Annotated in this window: 17 protein-coding genes; 8 read left to right on the top strand and 9 right to left on the bottom strand. The window is 69.1% G+C overall.

Going from position 1 to position 15,747, the window contains the following annotated elements:
• Window positions 1–1,278 carry an HRDC domain-containing protein gene (locus K3U93_RS09030; protein ID WP_071510851.1) on the top strand — a complete coding sequence of 426 codons (1,278 nt, stop codon included), beginning with the start codon at window positions 1–3 and terminating at the stop codon, window positions 1,276–1,278.
• Between the two features lie 6 nt (window positions 1,279–1,284).
• Here K3U93_RS09030 and dxs read toward each other — a convergent pair whose 3' ends face one another.
• Window positions 1,285–3,210, bottom strand: a complete 1,926-nt coding sequence (gene dxs / locus K3U93_RS09025; protein ID WP_071510850.1) for a 1-deoxy-D-xylulose-5-phosphate synthase — start codon at window positions 3,208–3,210, stop codon at window positions 1,285–1,287.
• 90 nt (window positions 3,211–3,300) lie between these two features.
• Between dxs and K3U93_RS09020 the strand changes: the two genes are divergently transcribed.
• The gene (locus K3U93_RS09020) at window positions 3,301–3,744 is read left to right on the top strand and encodes a CBS domain-containing protein (RefSeq protein ID WP_071510849.1); all 444 of its coding nucleotides are present in this window, start codon (window positions 3,301–3,303) and stop codon (window positions 3,742–3,744) included.
• Between the two features lie 30 nt (window positions 3,745–3,774).
• On the top strand, window positions 3,775–5,064 hold the full coding sequence (locus tag K3U93_RS09015; protein WP_071510848.1) for an ArsB/NhaD family transporter: 1,290 nt from the start codon (window positions 3,775–3,777) through the stop codon (window positions 5,062–5,064).
• Window positions 5,065–5,159: 95 nt separating this feature from the next.
• Here the strand turns inward: K3U93_RS09015 and K3U93_RS09010 are convergent, their stop codons facing one another.
• Both K3U93_RS09010 and K3U93_RS09005 read right to left on the bottom strand, forming a co-directional pair.
• Complete coding sequence (locus K3U93_RS09010) at window positions 5,160–6,380, bottom strand: class I SAM-dependent RNA methyltransferase (RefSeq protein WP_071510847.1); 1,221 nt, start codon at window positions 6,378–6,380, stop codon at window positions 5,160–5,162.
• 2 nt (window positions 6,381–6,382) lie between these two features.
• Window positions 6,383–8,377, bottom strand: a complete 1,995-nt coding sequence (locus K3U93_RS09005) for an APC family permease (protein WP_083010060.1) — start codon at window positions 8,375–8,377, stop codon at window positions 6,383–6,385.
• A 130-nt stretch (window positions 8,378–8,507) separates the two neighbouring features.
• On the opposite strand from K3U93_RS09005, the gene K3U93_RS09000 reads away from it, so the two are divergent.
• Together K3U93_RS09000 and K3U93_RS08995 are read left to right on the top strand one after the other, a co-directional pair.
• On the top strand, window positions 8,508–9,191 hold the full coding sequence (locus tag K3U93_RS09000) for a potassium channel family protein (protein ID WP_083010059.1): 684 nt from the start codon (window positions 8,508–8,510) through the stop codon (window positions 9,189–9,191).
• On the top strand, window positions 9,188–9,868 hold the full coding sequence (locus K3U93_RS08995; RefSeq protein WP_083010058.1) for a potassium channel family protein: 681 nt from the start codon (window positions 9,188–9,190) through the stop codon (window positions 9,866–9,868). Before K3U93_RS09000 ends, K3U93_RS08995 begins: the two co-directional genes overlap by 4 nt.
• 6 nt (window positions 9,869–9,874) lie before the next feature.
• Here the strand turns inward: K3U93_RS08995 and K3U93_RS08990 are convergent, their stop codons facing one another.
• Both K3U93_RS08990 and K3U93_RS08985 read right to left on the bottom strand, forming a co-directional pair.
• The gene (locus tag K3U93_RS08990) at window positions 9,875–10,516 is read right to left on the bottom strand and encodes a DUF3159 domain-containing protein (RefSeq protein WP_139796846.1); all 642 of its coding nucleotides are present in this window, start codon (window positions 10,514–10,516) and stop codon (window positions 9,875–9,877) included.
• Window positions 10,517–10,551: 35 nt separating this feature from the next.
• On the bottom strand, window positions 10,552–10,920 hold the full coding sequence (locus K3U93_RS08985) for an OB-fold nucleic acid binding domain-containing protein (RefSeq protein WP_071510842.1): 369 nt from the start codon (window positions 10,918–10,920) through the stop codon (window positions 10,552–10,554).
• A gap of 136 nt (window positions 10,921–11,056) precedes the next feature.
• Here K3U93_RS08985 and K3U93_RS08980 point away from each other — a divergent pair, with 136 nt between their 5' ends.
• The gene (locus tag K3U93_RS08980; RefSeq protein WP_083010056.1) at window positions 11,057–11,755 is read left to right on the top strand and encodes a hypothetical protein; all 699 of its coding nucleotides are present in this window, start codon (window positions 11,057–11,059) and stop codon (window positions 11,753–11,755) included.
• Between the two features lie 6 nt (window positions 11,756–11,761).
• Here K3U93_RS08980 and K3U93_RS08975 read toward each other — a convergent pair whose 3' ends face one another.
• On the bottom strand, window positions 11,762–12,535 hold the full coding sequence (locus K3U93_RS08975; protein ID WP_071510840.1) for a DUF3710 domain-containing protein: 774 nt from the start codon (window positions 12,533–12,535) through the stop codon (window positions 11,762–11,764).
• 76 nt (window positions 12,536–12,611) lie between these two features.
• Entirely contained in the window at window positions 12,612–13,076 is a 465-nt protein-coding gene (gene dut, locus K3U93_RS08970; protein ID WP_071510839.1) for a dUTP diphosphatase, read from the bottom strand.
• A 25-nt stretch (window positions 13,077–13,101) separates the two neighbouring features.
• Between dut and K3U93_RS08965 the strand changes: the two genes are divergently transcribed.
• Entirely contained in the window at window positions 13,102–13,587 is a 486-nt protein-coding gene (locus K3U93_RS08965) for a DUF3093 domain-containing protein (RefSeq protein WP_071510838.1), read from the top strand.
• Between the two features lie 4 nt (window positions 13,588–13,591).
• Here the strand turns inward: K3U93_RS08965 and K3U93_RS08960 are convergent, their stop codons facing one another.
• Window positions 13,592–13,894, bottom strand: coding sequence for a DUF4193 domain-containing protein (locus tag K3U93_RS08960; protein ID WP_071510837.1), 303 nt, complete (start codon window positions 13,892–13,894; stop codon window positions 13,592–13,594).
• A gap of 182 nt (window positions 13,895–14,076) precedes the next feature.
• On the opposite strand from K3U93_RS08960, the gene cei reads away from it, so the two are divergent.
• Window positions 14,077–14,727 carry an envelope integrity protein Cei gene (cei, locus tag K3U93_RS08955; protein WP_071510836.1) on the top strand — a complete coding sequence of 217 codons (651 nt, stop codon included), beginning with the start codon at window positions 14,077–14,079 and terminating at the stop codon, window positions 14,725–14,727.
• A gap of 5 nt (window positions 14,728–14,732) precedes the next feature.
• On the opposite strand, the gene K3U93_RS08950 is transcribed toward cei, so the two are convergent.
• Entirely contained in the window at window positions 14,733–15,614 is an 882-nt protein-coding gene (locus tag K3U93_RS08950) for an inositol monophosphatase family protein (protein ID WP_420915385.1), read from the bottom strand.
• Between the last annotated feature and the right edge of the window lie 133 nt (window positions 15,615–15,747).

Genomic DNA, 15,747 nt, shown 5'->3' with positions numbered 1-15,747 from the left:
ATGTGCGAACCGGCGGCCCCCGGGCCCGGCAGCACCGCGCCCGAACCCACCCCGCTGCTCCACCCGGCCGACGGCATTCCCGATCTCTCCGTGACCGTCCGCGAGATCGAGGCGGCCGCACGACTCCTGGCCCGCGGGCGCGGATCGTTTGCGGTGGACGCCGAGCGAGCCTCGGGTTTCCGCTACTCCAACCGGGCCTACCTGATTCAGATCCGGCGCGCCGGCGCCGGCACCGTGCTCATCGACCCGGTCAGCCACGGCGCCGACCCGCTGACCGCGCTGCGACCCGTCGCCGAGGTGCTGGGCACCGACGAATGGATCCTGCACTCCGCCGATCAGGACCTGCCCTGCCTGGCCGAGGTCGGCATGCGGCCACCGGCGCTGTACGACACCGAGCTCGCCGGACGGCTGGCCGGGTTCGACCGGGTGAACCTGGCGACCATGGTCGAGCGGCTTTTGGGTTTCGGGCTGGCCAAGGGCCACGGCGCGGCGGACTGGTCCAAGCGCCCCCTGCCCGTCGAATGGCTCAACTACGCGGCCCTGGACGTGGAGCTGCTCATCGAGCTGCGCGCGGCGATCGCGAATGTCCTGGCCGAACAGGGCAAAACCGAGTGGGCCGCACAGGAATTCGACTATCTACGGATCTTCAAAACCGGAGAGGCCTCCAGAGAGGCCACGCCGGCCGCGCGACGGGACCGCTGGCGACGGACGTCGGGGATCCACCGGGTCCGTGACCGGCGAGGCCTGGCCGCGGTTCGCGAATTGTGGCTGGCGCGCGACCACATCGCCCAGCGCCGTGACGTGGCGCCCCGCCGCATCCTGCCGGATTCCGCCATCATCGACGCCGCCCTCACCGATCCGAAGACCGTCGAGGACCTGGTCGAATTGCCGGTGTTCGGTGGGCGCAACCAACGCCGCGGCGCCGACGTCTGGCTGGCGGCGCTGGAAGCGGCCCGGAAAACCCAAGAGCCGCCGGACGAGGGCGAGCAGCCGAACGGCCCACCGCCGGCGGCGCGGTGGAGCAGGCGGAAGCCGGAGGCCGCCGCGCGGCTGGAGACGGCCCGGGCGGCGCTGGGGGAAGTGTCGCGGCGGGTCGGGGTTCCCACGGAGAACCTGATCTCACCCGACCTGGTGCGACGGCTGTGCTGGGACTGGGAGGCCGCAACGGATCCGGTCGAGGCCGTCGAGGAATTCCTGCGCGCCGGGGAGGCGCGCCCGTGGCAGCGAGAACTCGTGGTGCCCGTTTTGGCGGCGGCGTTGCAGCCGCCGGCCGAGTAGCCGCCGTTAGTCGAGACGCTCGCGGATTTCGGCTTCAGGAACGGCAGCGCCGAGCGCAGCAACCCAACCGGTGATGCGGCGGGCCACGTCCTGGTCGGTCAGCCCGAGATCGGCCAGCAGCTCACCCCGCGAGGCGTGCTGGTAGAACTCCTGCGGCAGCCCGACGTCGCGGCAGGGCACGTCGATCTCCGCTCGCCGCAACACGGCCGACACCGTCGAACCCACACCGCCGTTGACGCCGTTGTCCTCCAGCGTGACGACCAGTTTGTGCCGCGCCGCCAGTTCGAGAACACCGTCAGACACCGGCAGCACCCAACGCGGGTCGATCACGGTGACACCGATCCCCTGGTTGTGCAGCCGCTTGGCCACCTGCAGCGCCATCGGCGCGAACGCGCCGATGGCGACCAGCAGCACGTCGTGGTTCAATCCGCCGGCCGGCACCGCGAGCACGTCCACGGCCGAGACGCCCAACCCGCGACGCTCGAGGGCCGGAATGTCTTCGCCCACATCGCCTTTGGGGAACCGTATCGCCGTCGGGCCGTCGTTCATGTCGAGCGCCTCCCCGAGTTCCTCACGCAACCGGGCGGCATCCCTGGGTGCGGCCACCCGCATCCCGGGCACGATGCTCAGCATCGACAGGTCCCACATGCCGTTGTGGCTGGCGCCGTCGGGGCCGGTGATGCCGGCGCGATGCAGGATCAGGGTCACGGGCAGCTTGTGCAGCGCCACATCCATCATGACCTGGTCGAACGCCCGGTTGAGGAAGGTCGAATAGACCGCCACCACGGGGTGCAGCCCGCCCATCGCCAGCCCGGCCGCCGACGTCAACGCGTGCTGCTCGGCGATGCCGACGTCGAACAACCGGTCCGGGTACCGCTCCCCGAACGGGGCCAGCCCGGTCGGGCCCGGCATGGCCGCGGTGATGGCGACGATGTCCCGGCGTTTGGCGCCGTACTCGATCAGCGCGTCGGAGAACGCCGCCGTCCAGCTGGGCGCGCTCACCGAGGTGGCCGCCCCGGTCAGCGGGTCGATGACACCGCATTGATGCATCTGCTCGGCCTCGTCGTTCTCGGCCGGCGGGTAGCCCATGCCCTTGCGGGTCACCACGTGCACGATCACCGGGCGGCCGAAGCCACGGGCATGGCGCAGCGCGGCCTCCACGGCGCGTTCGTCGTGGCCGTCGACCGGGCCGACGTATTTCAGGCCGAGGTCGGTGAACAGCAGCTGCGGCGACAGGGAGTCCTTGATGCCGGCCTTGACGCTGTGCATGAAGCGGTAGGCGATCCCGCCGATAAGGGGCAGCGAGCGCACCGCGTCGCGGCCCTTCTCCAGGGCCTGCTCGTAGACCGGCTGCAACCGCAGCGTGGCCAGGCGGTCGGCGACGCCGCCGATCGTGGGCGCATAGCTGCGGCCGTTGTCGTTGACCACGATGATCACCGGGCGGCGGGAGGCGGCGATGTTGTTCAGCGCCTCCCAGCACATGCCGCCGGTGAGCGCGCCGTCGCCCACCACGGCGACCACGTGCCGGTTGCGGTGCCCGGTCAACTCGAACGCCTTGGCCAAGCCGTCGGCATACGACAACGCCGCGCTGGCGTGGCTGGACTCCACCCAGTCGTGTTCGCTCTCGGCGCGCGACGGATATCCCGACAGCCCACCCTTCTTGCGCAGGCTCTCGAAGTCCTGGCAGCGTCCCGTCAGTACCTTGTGGACATAAGCCTGGTGACCGGTGTCGAAGATGATCGGGTCGTGCGGCGAGTCGAACACCCGGTGCAGCGCCAGCGTCAGCTCGACGACGCCGAGGTTGGGCCCCAGGTGCCCCCCGGTGGCGGCAACCTTGTGGATCAGGAACTCGCGAATCTCGGCAGCCAGATCGCGTAGCTGCTGTTGGGAAAGGTGCTGCAGATCGGCGGGCCCGCGGATCTGTTCCAGCATCCCGTCAGTCTACGCAGCGACCGCCGAATCACTACCGCTTAACGCGGCCACCCGGCGGGCTGGACCGCTTCTCGCCGTATTGTCTGCACTATGCGCGCCGCGGAACTCGCCGAGGACTTCCCGGTGGTCACCGTCGACTCTGATGCCCTCGACGCCGCCCGCCTGCTCGCCGAGCACCGCCTGCCCGGGATCGTCGTCACCGACCGCTCCGGACAACCCTTCGCGGTGCTGCCGGCTTCCCAGGTCGTCCGCTTCATCGTGCCGAAATACGTGCAAGACGATCCTTCGCTGGCCGGCGTGCTCACCGAATCCGTGGCCGACCGCGCCGCGGATAAGTTGGGCGGCAAGACGGTCGGCGACATGCTGCCGGACCACCTGACCAATGTGCCGTGGGCCCATGCGGACGACACGATCATCGAGGTGGCCGCGGTGATGGCGCGGCTGCGAAGCCCGCTGATCGCCGTCGTCAAGGACAAGACCTTGGTCGGCGTCATTACCGCCTCGCGCCTACTGGCCGCGGCTTTAAAACACTGACGCCAAACCCTTGAGCACACAGGACAATCGATGAGCATCGTCGCGGTCGCTGTGTTCGTCATAGCCTATGCGCTGATCGCCAGCGATCGCGTCCACAAGACGACGGTGGCGCTGGCGGGCGCGGCGATCATGATCGTCTTGCCGGTGATCAATTCCGACGACGTGTTCTACTCCCGCGACACCGGAATCGATTGGGACGTCTTGTTTTTGCTGCTCGGCATGATGATCATCGTCAGCGTGTTGCGGCAGACCGGCGTGTTCGAATACACGGCGATCTGGGCCGCCAAACGCGCCCGCGGCTCCCCGCTGCGCATCATGATCCTGCTGGTGTTGGTCACCGCGGTCGCGTCGGCCTTGCTGGACAACGTGACGACGGTGTTGTTGATCGCCCCGGTCACGCTGCTGGTGTGCGACCGGCTGGCGATCGGGCCGGCGCCGTTCTTGATGGCCGAGGCGTTCGCGTCGAACATCGGCGGCACGGCGACACTGATCGGCGATCCGCCCAGCATCATCATTGCCAGCCGGGCGGGCCTGAGCTTCAACGACTTTCTGATCCACCTGGCCCCGATCGTGATCGTCATCATCGGCGTCTTCGCCGCGCTGTTACCGCGCCTGTTCCCGGGCGCGTTCGCCGTCGATCCCGAGCGGGTCGCCGACGTCATGTCGCTGGAAGAGCGTGAGGCCATCCGCGACCCGCGGCTGCTCATCAAATGCGGCGTCGTCCTGGCGGCGGTGCTGGCCGGGTTCGTCGCCCACTCCGCAATACATATGGAACCGTCGCTGGTGGCCCTGCTGGGCGCCGGCATTCTCATCGTGATTTCCGGGGTGGAACACTCGGATTATCTGGCCGGCGTCGAATGGGACACGCTGCTGTTCTTCGCCGGCCTGTTCGTTATGGTGGGCGCGCTGGTGAAGACCGGCGTCGTCAATCAGCTGGCGCGGTGGGCCACCGAGGCGACCGGCGGGCACGCTCTGCTGACGACGATGTTGATCCTCGCCGCGTCGTTCGTGCTCAGCGGCATCATCAACAATGTCCCGTACGCCGCGACGATGGCGCCGATCGTCGCCCAACTGCTCCCATCGATCGGGAGCCATGTCCATCAGCAGGCGCTGTGGTGGGCGCTTGTCTTGGGCACCGACCTCGGCGGCAACCTCACCGCGGTCGGCGCCAGCGCCAACGTCGTCATCCTCGGAATCGCCCGGCGCGCCGACAGTCCCATCTCCTTTTGGGAATTCACCCGCAAGGGGATGGTCGTGACGTTGACGTCCGTCGGGCTGTCCGCGCTGTACCTGTGGTTGCGGTATTTCGTCTTGAGCTGAGGCGAGACTGCGGTGGCGGCGCCGAGTCTGCGCGTAGAGCGTGTGCAATCGCGTTACCGGCACCCTGAGCGCAGTCTCGGCGCGGCGGTGAAAGCCTAACGGGTCAGCAGCGCCACGCATTCGGTGTGATGGGTCAACGGGAACGCATCGAACACCCGCAGCTTCTCGACGGTGTAGCCATGGCCGCGATACAGGCCGATATCGCGCGCGAACGACGCCGCCTCGCAGCCGATGTGCACCACCCGTGGGACCCCGGCGGCGGCCAGGAGGTCGATGACGTCGCGCCCGGCGCCGGTGCGCGGCGGATCCAGCACCGCCACGTCTGCCCTTGAGGCGCCCGCCCGCTGCGCCGTCAGCGCGCGGCGCACCGAATCGGTGACGACGTCGATCTGCGGCAGGTCGGCCAGCGCGGCCCGGGCCGCCCGCGTCGCAGCCCGCGACGTGTCGACCGTCAGCACCCGCCCCGTCTCCCCCACCGCTTCGCCGAGCGCCGCGGCGAAAACGCCCGCGCCGCCGTAGAGATCCCAGACGGTCATGCCGGCGCCGGGCTGCGCCCAGTCGGCGACCAGGCCGCTGTAGACGCGCGCGGCGTCCCGGTGCGCCTGCCAGAACGCCGTCACGGGCACCCGCCAGCCGCGCGCCCCCACCCGCTGCACCGCCTCGTAGCTGCCTTCCACCACCTCGGTCGCGGTCCGGTTGCGTTGCCGCAGCGTGCGCACCACGTGGCGCTCGCCATCGTCGTCGAGGGCCACGTGCAGCTGGGTGGCGGCAGGCCAGTCAGCCTTAGAGCAAGCCTCAGCCAGGCCGTCGAGCATCCCGGCCGGCAGCTGCGCGCAGCGCAGGTCGGTCACCAGCTCGTCGCTGTGGTACCGGTGGAACCCGGGGCGACGGTCGGCGCCCACGTCGAGCCGGACCCTGGTGCGCCAACCGGTGGGACCGGAATCCGACAGCGGTTCGGCTCCCGTGCCTGGGCCGCCCCAGCGGTGTCCGCCCAGCCGTTGCAACTGGTTGGCCACGACTTGCGCCTTGAGCACGCGGGCCGCCTCCGGGACGACGAACGCCAGATCGCAACACCCGGCACCGTCCACCCCGGCGATTGGGCACAGCGACGGGATCCGCTCGTCCGACGGCTCGATCACCTCGAGAACCTCTGCGTGCCAATAGGAGCCGCGGTCCGCGGTGACCCGCACCCGCACCCGCTCGCCGGGCAGCGCGTGGCGGACGAACACGACCCGGCCGTCGTGGTGCGCCACGCAGCTGCCGCCGTTGGCGGGGGCGCCGGTGACCACCGTCAGTTCGTCGTCGGCGGGCGCCACGCTCAATCGAAGATTCCGCGACGGGCGTCGCCGGGCGCCGCGTGGTGCTGCAACGTCCTGAGTCGCTCCGACGAATTCAATTGCCACGGAACGGAAGTCACCATCACGTTGGGCATGAACAGCAACCTGCCCTTGAGCCGCAGCGCGCTTTGGTTGTGCAGCACCTGCTCCCACCAATGGCCCACCACATACTCGGGGATGAACACCGTCACCACGGTGCGCGCCGACTCTTTGCTGACCCGTTTGACGTAGTCGAGTATCGGACGGGTGATTTCACGGTACGGGGAGGCAATGACCTTGAGCGGCACGCTGATATCGCTGTCCTCCCACCTGTGCACCAGGTCGCGGGTTTCGGCGTCGTCGACGCTGACCGTGAGCGCCTCGAGCGTGTCGGGGCGGGTCGCGCGCGCGTAGGCCAGTGCGCGCAGGGTCGGCAGGTGCAACTTCGACACCAGCACCACGGCGTGGTTGCGGCTGGGCAACACCACGTCGTGTTGGGCGGCGGCTTGCTCCTCCAATTCCCGGCTGACGGTGGCATAGTGCCGACGAATCAATTTCATGATGATGAACAGCGCACTCATCGCGACGACGGCGATCCACGCCCCGGCGACAAACTTGGTGACCAGGACCACCAGCAACACCGCGCCGGTGGAAAGCAAGCCGACCGTGTTGACCACCCGCGAGCGCATCATCTTGCGCCGCGCCGACGGATCGGTCTCGGTGCGCAGCAACCGGGTCCAGTGCCGGACCATGCCAATTTGGCTCAGCGTGAAGGATATGAACACGCCGACGATGTACAGCTGGATCAGCGCGGTGACCTCGGCCCGGAACGCGATGATCGCCAACAGGGCCGCCACCGCCAAGAACAGGATCCCGTTGGAGAACGTCAATCGGTCTCCGCGGGTGTGCAGTTGGCGCGGAAGGTAGCTGTGCTGCGCGAGGACCGAGCCGAGCACCGGGAACCCGTTGAACGCGGTGTTGGCCGCCAGCGCCAGGATGAGTGCGGTCACCGTGGCGATCAGCAGGAACCCGAGGTGGAAGCTACCGAACACGGTCTCGGCCAGCTGCGCGACCAAGGTCTTCTGGTAGTAACCCGGTGGGGCGCCGGACAGCTGCGTTGCGGGATCCTCGACAAGCTGAACCCCGATCTTCTGGGCCAGCACGATGATGCCCATCAGCAGGGTCACCGCGATTGCTCCCAGCATCAGCAGCGTCGTCGCGGCGTTGCGCGACTTGGGTTTCTGAAACGCCGGCACCCCGTTGCTGATCGCCTCGACACCGGTCAGCGCCGCACACCCCGAGGAGAACGACCGCGCCACCAGGAACACCAAAGCGAAACCGACGACCTGGCCGTGCGCGGCCTGCATCTGGAAACCGGCGGATTCCGCCCGCAGCGGATCACCCAGCACAAAGATCCGGAACAGTCCCCAGCCGATCATGATGAGGATTCCGACGATGAACGCATAGGTCGGGATGGCAAAAGCCACCCCGGACTCGCGGACCCCGCGCAGGTTCAACGCCGTCACGAGCACGATGGCCGCCACACAGAAGAACACCTTGTGTTCGGCCACGATCGGGATCGCGGAGCCGATGTTCGACATCGCTGATGCCGTCGAAACCGCAACGGTGAGAACGTAATCCACCATCAGGGCGCTGGCGACCACGAGGCCGGCGGTGTCGCCGAGGTTGGTGGTGACCACCTCGTAGTCGCCGCCGCCCGACGGGTAGGCGTGCACGTTCTGCCGGTAGCTGGCCACCACGACCAACATGACCGCGGCCACGGCAAGACCGATCCACGGCGTCAGCGCGTACGCGGTCACCCCGGCCACCGACAGCATCAGGAAGACCTCCTCGGGCGCGTACGCCACCGAGGACAGGGCATCGGAGGCGAACACCGGCAAGGCGATCCGCTTGGGCAGCAGGGTGTGACTCAGCCGGTCGCTGCGAAACGGCTGACCGATAAGCAACCGACGCGCGGCGGTGGAAAGTTTGGACACGAGAGCCAAGGGTAAGCCCAGGCGGGCTTGCTAGCGTTTCGTAGGCGAGAATGTTCCGGACGGATTGAAATCGGCTGGCCAAGCCGGATTGCCGATCGAAGAGCGCAGGACGCAGCCGAGAGGACCTCAAGTGCGCGTGGTGGTGATGGGTTGCGGCCGGGTGGGCTCGTCGTTGGCCGACGCGCTCTCCCGAATCGGCCACGAGGTGGCGGTCATCGACCGCGACGGCGCCGCGTTCAACCGGCTCAGCTCGGAGTTCGCCGGCGAGCGGGTGCTGGGCCAGGGATTCGACCGGGACGTATTGCTGAAGTCCGGCATCGAGGGGGCCGAGGCGTTCGCCGCGGTGTCCTCCGGGGACAACTCCAATATCATCTCGGCCCGGCTGGCCCGGGAGACCTTTGGTGTCCAGCGCGTCGTCGCCCGGATTTACGACGCCAAGCGGGCCGAGGTCTATGAACGCCTCGGCATCCCGACGATCGCGACGGTGCCGTGGACCACGGATCGCCTGCTCAACGCGCTCACCCGGGAAAGCGAGACCGCCAAATGGCGCGATCCCACCGGCACCGTCGCCGTGGCCGAGGTCAACTTGCACGAGGACTGGGTGGGGCACCGGGCCACCGACCTGGAGCAGGCCACCGGCGCCCGGGTGGCGTTTTTGATCCGGTTCGGCACCGGTGTGTTGCCGGAACCGAAGACCGTCATCCAGGCCGGTGATCAGGTCTACATCGCCGCAATATCCGGTCGCGCCGCCGAGGCGGCGGCCATCGCCGCGATGGCGCCGAGCGAGGATCTCGAGACGGGACCGCAGAAGTGAAAGTAGCTGTCGCCGGGGCCGGCGCGGTCGGCCGCTCGGTCAGCCGCGAGCTCCTGGCCAACGGCCATGACGTGACCCTGGTCGAACGCAACCCCGACCACGTCGAAGTCGACGCCATCCCGGCCGCGCACTGGCGCCTGGGCGACGCCTGCGAACTGAGCCTGCTGGAGTCGGTGCACCTCGAGGATTTCGACGTGGTGGTCGCCGCGACCGGCGACGACAAGGTCAACGTGGTGCTGTCCCTGCTGGCCAAGACCGAGTTCGCGGTACCGCGGGTGGTGGCCCGGGTCAACGATCCCCGCAACGAATGGCTGTTCACCGACGCCTGGGGTGTAGACGTGGCGGTGTCCACGCCGCGCATGCTGGCCTCGCTGATCGAGGAGGCCGTCGCGGTCGGCGACCTGGTGCGGCTCATGGAGTTCCGCAGGGGCCACGCCAACCTGGTCGAGATCACCCTGCCGGACGACACGCCGTGGGGCGGCAAGCCGGTGCGCCGGCTGCAGCTGCCACGGGATGCCGCGCTGGTGACGATCTTGCGCGGCCCGCGAGTCATCGTGCCGGAGGCCGACGAGCCGCTGGAAGGCGGCGACGAGCTGCTCTTCGTCGCGGTCACCGAGGTCGAGGAGGACCTGCGCAAGCTGCTGCTGCCGGCCACCGGCGAGGCTGGCGGGCCATAAAGCCGGTTAGTCGCGGACGGTGTCGGCGCCGGCCGCCTCTTGCGCCGATATGGCGCGCCGAGCGGCCTTGATCGCCATGTAGGTCGCCAGTGCGGCCAGCACGGTCAGCGGCCAACCCATCCCGATCCGCGCTACCCCCAGCCAACCGGTCTGATCGGCGTCGTAGAGGTGCCGCTGGACCACGAACCGGGCGGCGAACACCAGTGTCCAGCAGAGCGAGGCGATGTCGAACGCGTAGACGGCCCGGGGCACGTCGCGCCAGCCGCGATCGCGCCCACCGGCCCAGCCCCAGGCGTAGCCGACCAGCGGCCGGCGGATCAGCACCGACACCGCGAAGACCGCCGCCCACAGCAAGGACGTCCAGATGCCCAACAGGAAGTAGCCCTTGGACTGCCCCACCAGGTAGGCGGTCAGCGCGCAGACCGCGACCCCCAGGAACCCGGACAAGGCCGGCCGCGTCGATTCCCGCCGAATCAGCTGCCACAGCAAGACCAGCGCCGCCACGCCCAGCGCCGATCCGATTGCGGGCAACAAGCCGGACATGCCGGAAACCACCACGAAGGTCACCACCGGCAGCGACGAGTAGATGATGCCGCTCACCCCGCCCACCTGCGCCAGCAGCCGTTCCGGACTGGTGCGACGAGTGATGGCGGCGGACTCGCCCCCGAAATCGCTTGGGACGGTCACCGCTGAATTTCGTAGTGCGGGTTGTAGATGGCCTTGGTTCCGTTCTCCAGCTTGCCCAGCCGGCCCCGCACGCGCAGCGTGCGGCCCGAGTCGATGCCGGGAATGCGGCGCTGCCCCAACCACACCAGCGTGACGGTGTCGCTGCCGTCGAACAATTCGGCGCGAACCCCGCCGGAACAACCCTTGCCGTTCGTTTCGACGCTGCGCAAGGTGCCGACCATCGTGACCTCCTGGCCACGCTCGCAGTCGATCACACGTTGCGCGCCGGTACTTGCGACTTCGTCGGACAACTCCTCGGAGTCGCGTTGCTCCGGGTCCTCTGTCAACCGGCGGGTGAGCCGGCGCAGATAACCTTGAGCCCCCATGGCCGCTCCTGACAATGCTGATAAAGCCTCGGTGCTTCGATCTATGCAACGGACACCGTAGACCTCTTGGTTCCCGAGCGCCAACCGAACCAAACGCGGTGTTGGAGCATCCGTGACGGCCGGGCAATATCGAGGGGTGGCTGTCGATCTGCGCGGTGTTACGACGGTGTTGTTACCCGGGACCGGCTCCGACGACAACTACGTTCACCGGGCGTTTTCCGGCCCCTTGCGCCAAGCCGGCGCGTCGCTGGTGGCCCCGCGACCCCAGCCGGGCCGGTTGATCGACGGCTATCTGTCCGCCCTCGATGGCGCCGCGCGGCTGGGCCCGATCGGCGTCGGCGGTGTCTCGATCGGCGCCGCGGTGGCGGCCGCGTGGGCGCTGACCCATCCCGGTCAGGCGATCGCCGTCCTGGCCGCGCTGCCGGCCTGGGCCGGCGCCCCCGCGGCCGCGCCGGCGGCTCTCGCGGCGCGGCATTCGGCGTCCCGGCTGCGTGCGGACGGCTTGGCGGCAACGACCACGCAGATGCGGGCGTCCAGCCCGCCGTGGCTGGCCGACGAGCTGACCCGGTCGTGGCGTGCCCAGTGGCCACAATTGCCCGACGCCATGGAAGCAGCGGCGGCCTACGTCGCGCCGAGCTGCGCCGACCTGTCCCGGCTGGCGGCGCCGCTGGCGGTGGCCGCCGCGGTCGACGATCCGATCCACCCGCTGCAGGTGGCCGTCGACTGGGTCGCCGCCGCGCCGCGGGCCGCGCTGCGGGCGGTGACGCTGGATCAGATCGGCGCGGACCCCGCCGCGCTGGGGGCGGCCTGCCTGGCCGCCCTCGCCGACCTCTGACCGCAGTCAGCCGCCGGTCGTGGTGCGCAGCTGCTGCATGGCCGATCCGTCGGCGCTGCGCCGCGCCGCCGGCTCGTTGGCCGGCTGAGCCTCGGCCTGTCGCGCGGCCGCGGCCGCCCGCAGCTGTTCGGCCATCGGCTCGGGCAGCCGCACGGGCAGCGGCGTCCGTACCGGGAGCGGCGTCTCACCGCGACGAACGACGGTGTCCGCCAACGCCGCACGCGCCTCCCGGTCCAACGTCGCGATGGTCTCGTGCGGGCCGTTGATGACGCAGCGGATCATCCAGCGGTAGCCGTCGACCCCGATGAAACGCACCACGCCGGCGGCGACACCGACGACTTCGCGACCCCACGGGCCGTCCTGGATGCTGACGTTGGCCGAGTTCGAGCGCAGCGACTCGGCGAGCTCGCCGGCGACCTCCCGCCACAGCCCGCCCGTCTTGGGTGCCGCATAGGCGGCGATGGTGAAACGACCGTTCGGCGTGACTACCCACACGGCGCTCGGGACGCCGGTCTCGGTCAGCTCGACCTGCAGCTGCCCAGCGTCCGGCATGGGAATGAGCACCGCGCCCAGGTCGAGCCGGGCCAACTCGGCGACCGCGGGGTCGTCGAAGTCGTCGATGTCGAACGGGCCCTCGAGCTCTTCTGAGAGCTCTTCTGCCTCATCCGGCTCCGCGGGGGCCTGCGCCGCGACGCCGTCCTCGGGTTCGGCGTGTTCGCCGGCCGGCCCGACGGACGTGTCTTCGTTGTCGTCTTTGCCTGAGCGTCTACCGAATGCCATCACAAGCGCCGCTCTCCCCCGCACGCGGGTGGTACCCCCACCTCATCGCGACTCCTTTCTGCATCGTCGCCGGCGGTCACAAACTCGCATGTCCTCCGGAGGAACCGTGGCCACCGTCGCCACGGGATGTTTGGGCCAGCCCGGCCTCGTCGAACGACGAAACCTCAACCAGCTCTACCAATTCGACCCGCTGCACCAGCAACTGGGCGATGCGGTCGCCGCGGTGCACCACGATGGGCTCGACCGAGTCGAGGTTGATCAGCGCAACCTTGATCTCGCCACGATAGCCCGCGTCGATCGTGCCCGGACTGTTGACGATCGAAAGCCCAACGCGCGCAGCCAATCCCGAGCGAGGATGGACCAAGCCGACCATTCCGAACGGAATGGCGACCGCGACGCCCGTTCGCACCAGGGCCCGCCGCCCCGGGTCCAGCTTGACGTCTTCGGCGCTGTAGAGATCGACCCCGGCGTCGCCGTCGTGGGCGCGTTGGGGCAGCGGCAGGCCGGGGTCAAGACGGACGATGGCCAGACTAGTCGACACGGGGCCACAGATTACCCTTGACCGCGTGTCCGGTACCCGCGTCGCGCCGCAGCGCGTGCGATATCGCGAACGGCTCTGGGTGCCATGGTGGTGGTGGCCGCTGGGCTTCGGGCTGGCGGGGCTCATCGCTTTCGAGGTCAACCTCGGTGTTCGCGCCCTGCCCGACTGGCTGCCGTTCGCAATACTGTTCACGGTGGCGGCCGCGGTGCTGTTGTGGCTGGGCCGCATCGAGATCCGCGTCGTCGCCGACTCGACCGTCCCGGGCGGCGTGGAACTGTGGGCCGGTGAGGCGCACCTGCCGGTCGACGTCATCGCCCGGTCCGCCGAAATAACGAGCTCCGCGAAGTCCGCGGCCCTGGGCCGCCAGCTGGACCCGGCGGCCTACGTGCTGCACCGGGCATGGGTTGGACCGATGATTCTGGCGGTCCTCGATGACCCGGACGACCCGACGCCGTACTGGCTGGTGAGCTGCCGTCACACGGAGCGGGTGCTGTCGGCATTACGCAGCTGACCTATCAGGCTGCGCAGTCGGTACAGATCATCACGCCGTTCTTCTCGCTGGCGAGCCGGCTGCGATGTTGCACCAGAAAGCAGCTCGAGCAGGTGAACTCGTCGGCCTGCTTCGGAATGACGCGAACCGACAGCTCTTCACCGGAAAGGTCGGCGCCAGGCAGCTCGAAAGACTCAGCGGACTCGGATTCGTCGACATCGACCACGGCCGAGGCCGCCTCGTGCCGTCGTGCTTTGAGCTCCTCCAGCGAGTCTTCCGAGACGTCGTCCGTCTCGGTGCGCCGCGGAGCGTCATAGTCGGTAGGCATATCTATTCCCCTGCCCTGTTCCTCTGCATGCCCTCGTTATCTCAAGCAACGCTTTGTACCAGCGTCGAACGCGCTGACCAAATGATTCGTGCCCGTATCTCAGCCCATTAATGTGTGATTTACGTCACACCGCCGGTTCGGCCCTTGTCCCGAGCCTTAAACAGTGCGTTTAGAGTGCAACCGTGGTCGCACAAATCACCGAGGGTACCGCTTTTGACAAGCACGGTCGGCCCTTTCGGCGACGCAATGCCCGGCCCGCCATTTTCGTGTTGGTCTTCCTGGTGTTGGTGACGGGAGTGGTGTGGACCGTTGCGCTGACGCGACCGGCGAAGGTGCACGAGGCCACCGTGTGCAATCCACCGCCACAACCGGCCGGGTCGGCGCCGGCCCAGCTCGGCGAGCAAGTGCCGCGGTCGGCGATGGCGGACGTCGCCCCCGCCAAACTCGGCGACACCAAGGTCCGCGTCCTCAACGCCAGCGGCCGTGGCGGACAGGCCGCCGACGTCGCCGGCGCGATGAAAGACCTGGGCTTCGCGCAGCCGACCGCCACCAACGACCCCATCTATGCCGGCACCAGGCTCAACTGCCAAGGCCAGATCCGCTTCGGCACGGCCGGGCAGGCCACCGCGGCCGCGGTGTGGCTGGTGGCGCCGTGCATGGAACTGTTCAACGACAACCGCGCCGACGACTCCGTCGACCTGGCTCTCGGCACGGAATTCACGGCGCTGGCCCACAACGACGACATCGATGCGGTGCTGGCCACCCTGCGGCCCGGCGCCACCGAGCCGTCAGATCCCGCGCTGCTGCAAAAGATTCACGCCAGCAGCTGCTGAGGCGGTCAATCCAGGATCGGGTCCAGGCCGTTGAACCGCTCCAGGACGGCCAACAGCTCGTCGGCGATTCCGGGCGCGGCGGCCACCACCAACCCGCCGCCGCCCGGGCCGTCGTGCGCCGGCAGCAACACGCGGGCCCCCGCCTCGGCCGCGATCAGCGCGCCCGCCGCGCGATCCCACACCTGCAGTCCGTGTTCGTAGTAGGCGTCCAGCCTGCCCGCCGCGACCATGCACAGGTCCAGCGCCGCCGAACCGATGCGACGCACATCGCGGACGACCGGCAGCATGCGCGCCAACAACGCCGCCTGGGTCGCGCGGCGCCGCCGTGAGTAACCGAAACCGGTGCCCAGCAACGCCATCGACAAATCCTCGACGGCGGCGCACCGCAACGGGTCCGTCCCCTGCTCGTCGGTGACATGCGCGCCGAGTCCGGTCGCCGCCGAGTACACGCGCCCGGCGACGACATCGGCGACCGCGCCGGCCACCGACACGCCGTCGATCTGTGCGGCGACCGACACCGCGTACGCCGGGATGCCGTAGACGAAATTCACCGTGCCGTCGATGGGATCGAGCACCCAGGTGACCGATCCGGCGGGGGTGCCCGCCGGATCGGTGGGCCCGCCGCCCTCCTCCCCGAGTATGGGGTCACCGGGCCGAAGCGCCGCCAACCGCTCGCGCAACAGCCGCTCCGCCTCGGTGTCGACGACGGTCACCGGATCGGTCGGGGTGCTCTTCGAGCGCACCGCGCCGCGGGCCGCCCTTTCCGCCTTCGTGCCGAACACCTCGGCGCGGCGGCGCCTCACGAATTCGGCGGCCTCGGCGGCCAGCGTCTCGGCCACCGAACGCAGCGGTGCGGGCTCCCGGGAACCGCCGTCAGGTCGCATCACCGCTCTATCGCATCACAGTCGCCGGGCTCAGACCGATCGCCCGGCTTTCCCCCGCAAGCGGGGGGACCCCCACAGCACCCCTAAGCCGCATCGTCGCCGGGCTAAGACCGATCGCCCGGCTTCTCAGCGGCCA

The sequence above is a fragment of the Mycobacterium malmoense genome (assembly GCF_019645855.1).
Classification (GTDB): domain Bacteria; phylum Actinomycetota; class Actinomycetes; order Mycobacteriales; family Mycobacteriaceae; genus Mycobacterium; species Mycobacterium malmoense.
This window is presented reverse-complemented; position numbering and strand designations above follow the sequence as displayed.

What these genes read in the sequence shown, in the direction of transcription:
- K3U93_RS09030 (WP_071510851.1), top strand. Translation starts at nt 1, where the DNA reads ATGTGCGAACCGGCGGCCCCCGGGCCCGGCAGCACCGCGCCCGAACCC.
- dxs (WP_071510850.1), bottom strand. Translation starts at nt 3,210, where the DNA reads ATGCTGGAACAGATCCGCGGGCCCGCCGATCTGCAGCACCTTTCCCAA.
- K3U93_RS09020 (WP_071510849.1), top strand. Translation starts at nt 3,301, where the DNA reads ATGCGCGCCGCGGAACTCGCCGAGGACTTCCCGGTGGTCACCGTCGAC.
- K3U93_RS09015 (WP_071510848.1), top strand. Translation starts at nt 3,775, where the DNA reads ATGAGCATCGTCGCGGTCGCTGTGTTCGTCATAGCCTATGCGCTGATC.
- K3U93_RS08985 (WP_071510842.1), bottom strand. Translation starts at nt 10,920, where the DNA reads ATGGGGGCTCAAGGTTATCTGCGCCGGCTCACCCGCCGGTTGACAGAG.
- K3U93_RS08975 (WP_071510840.1), bottom strand. Translation starts at nt 12,535, where the DNA reads ATGGCATTCGGTAGACGCTCAGGCAAAGACGACAACGAAGACACGTCC.
- K3U93_RS08960 (WP_071510837.1), bottom strand. Translation starts at nt 13,894, where the DNA reads ATGCCTACCGACTATGACGCTCCGCGGCGCACCGAGACGGACGACGTC.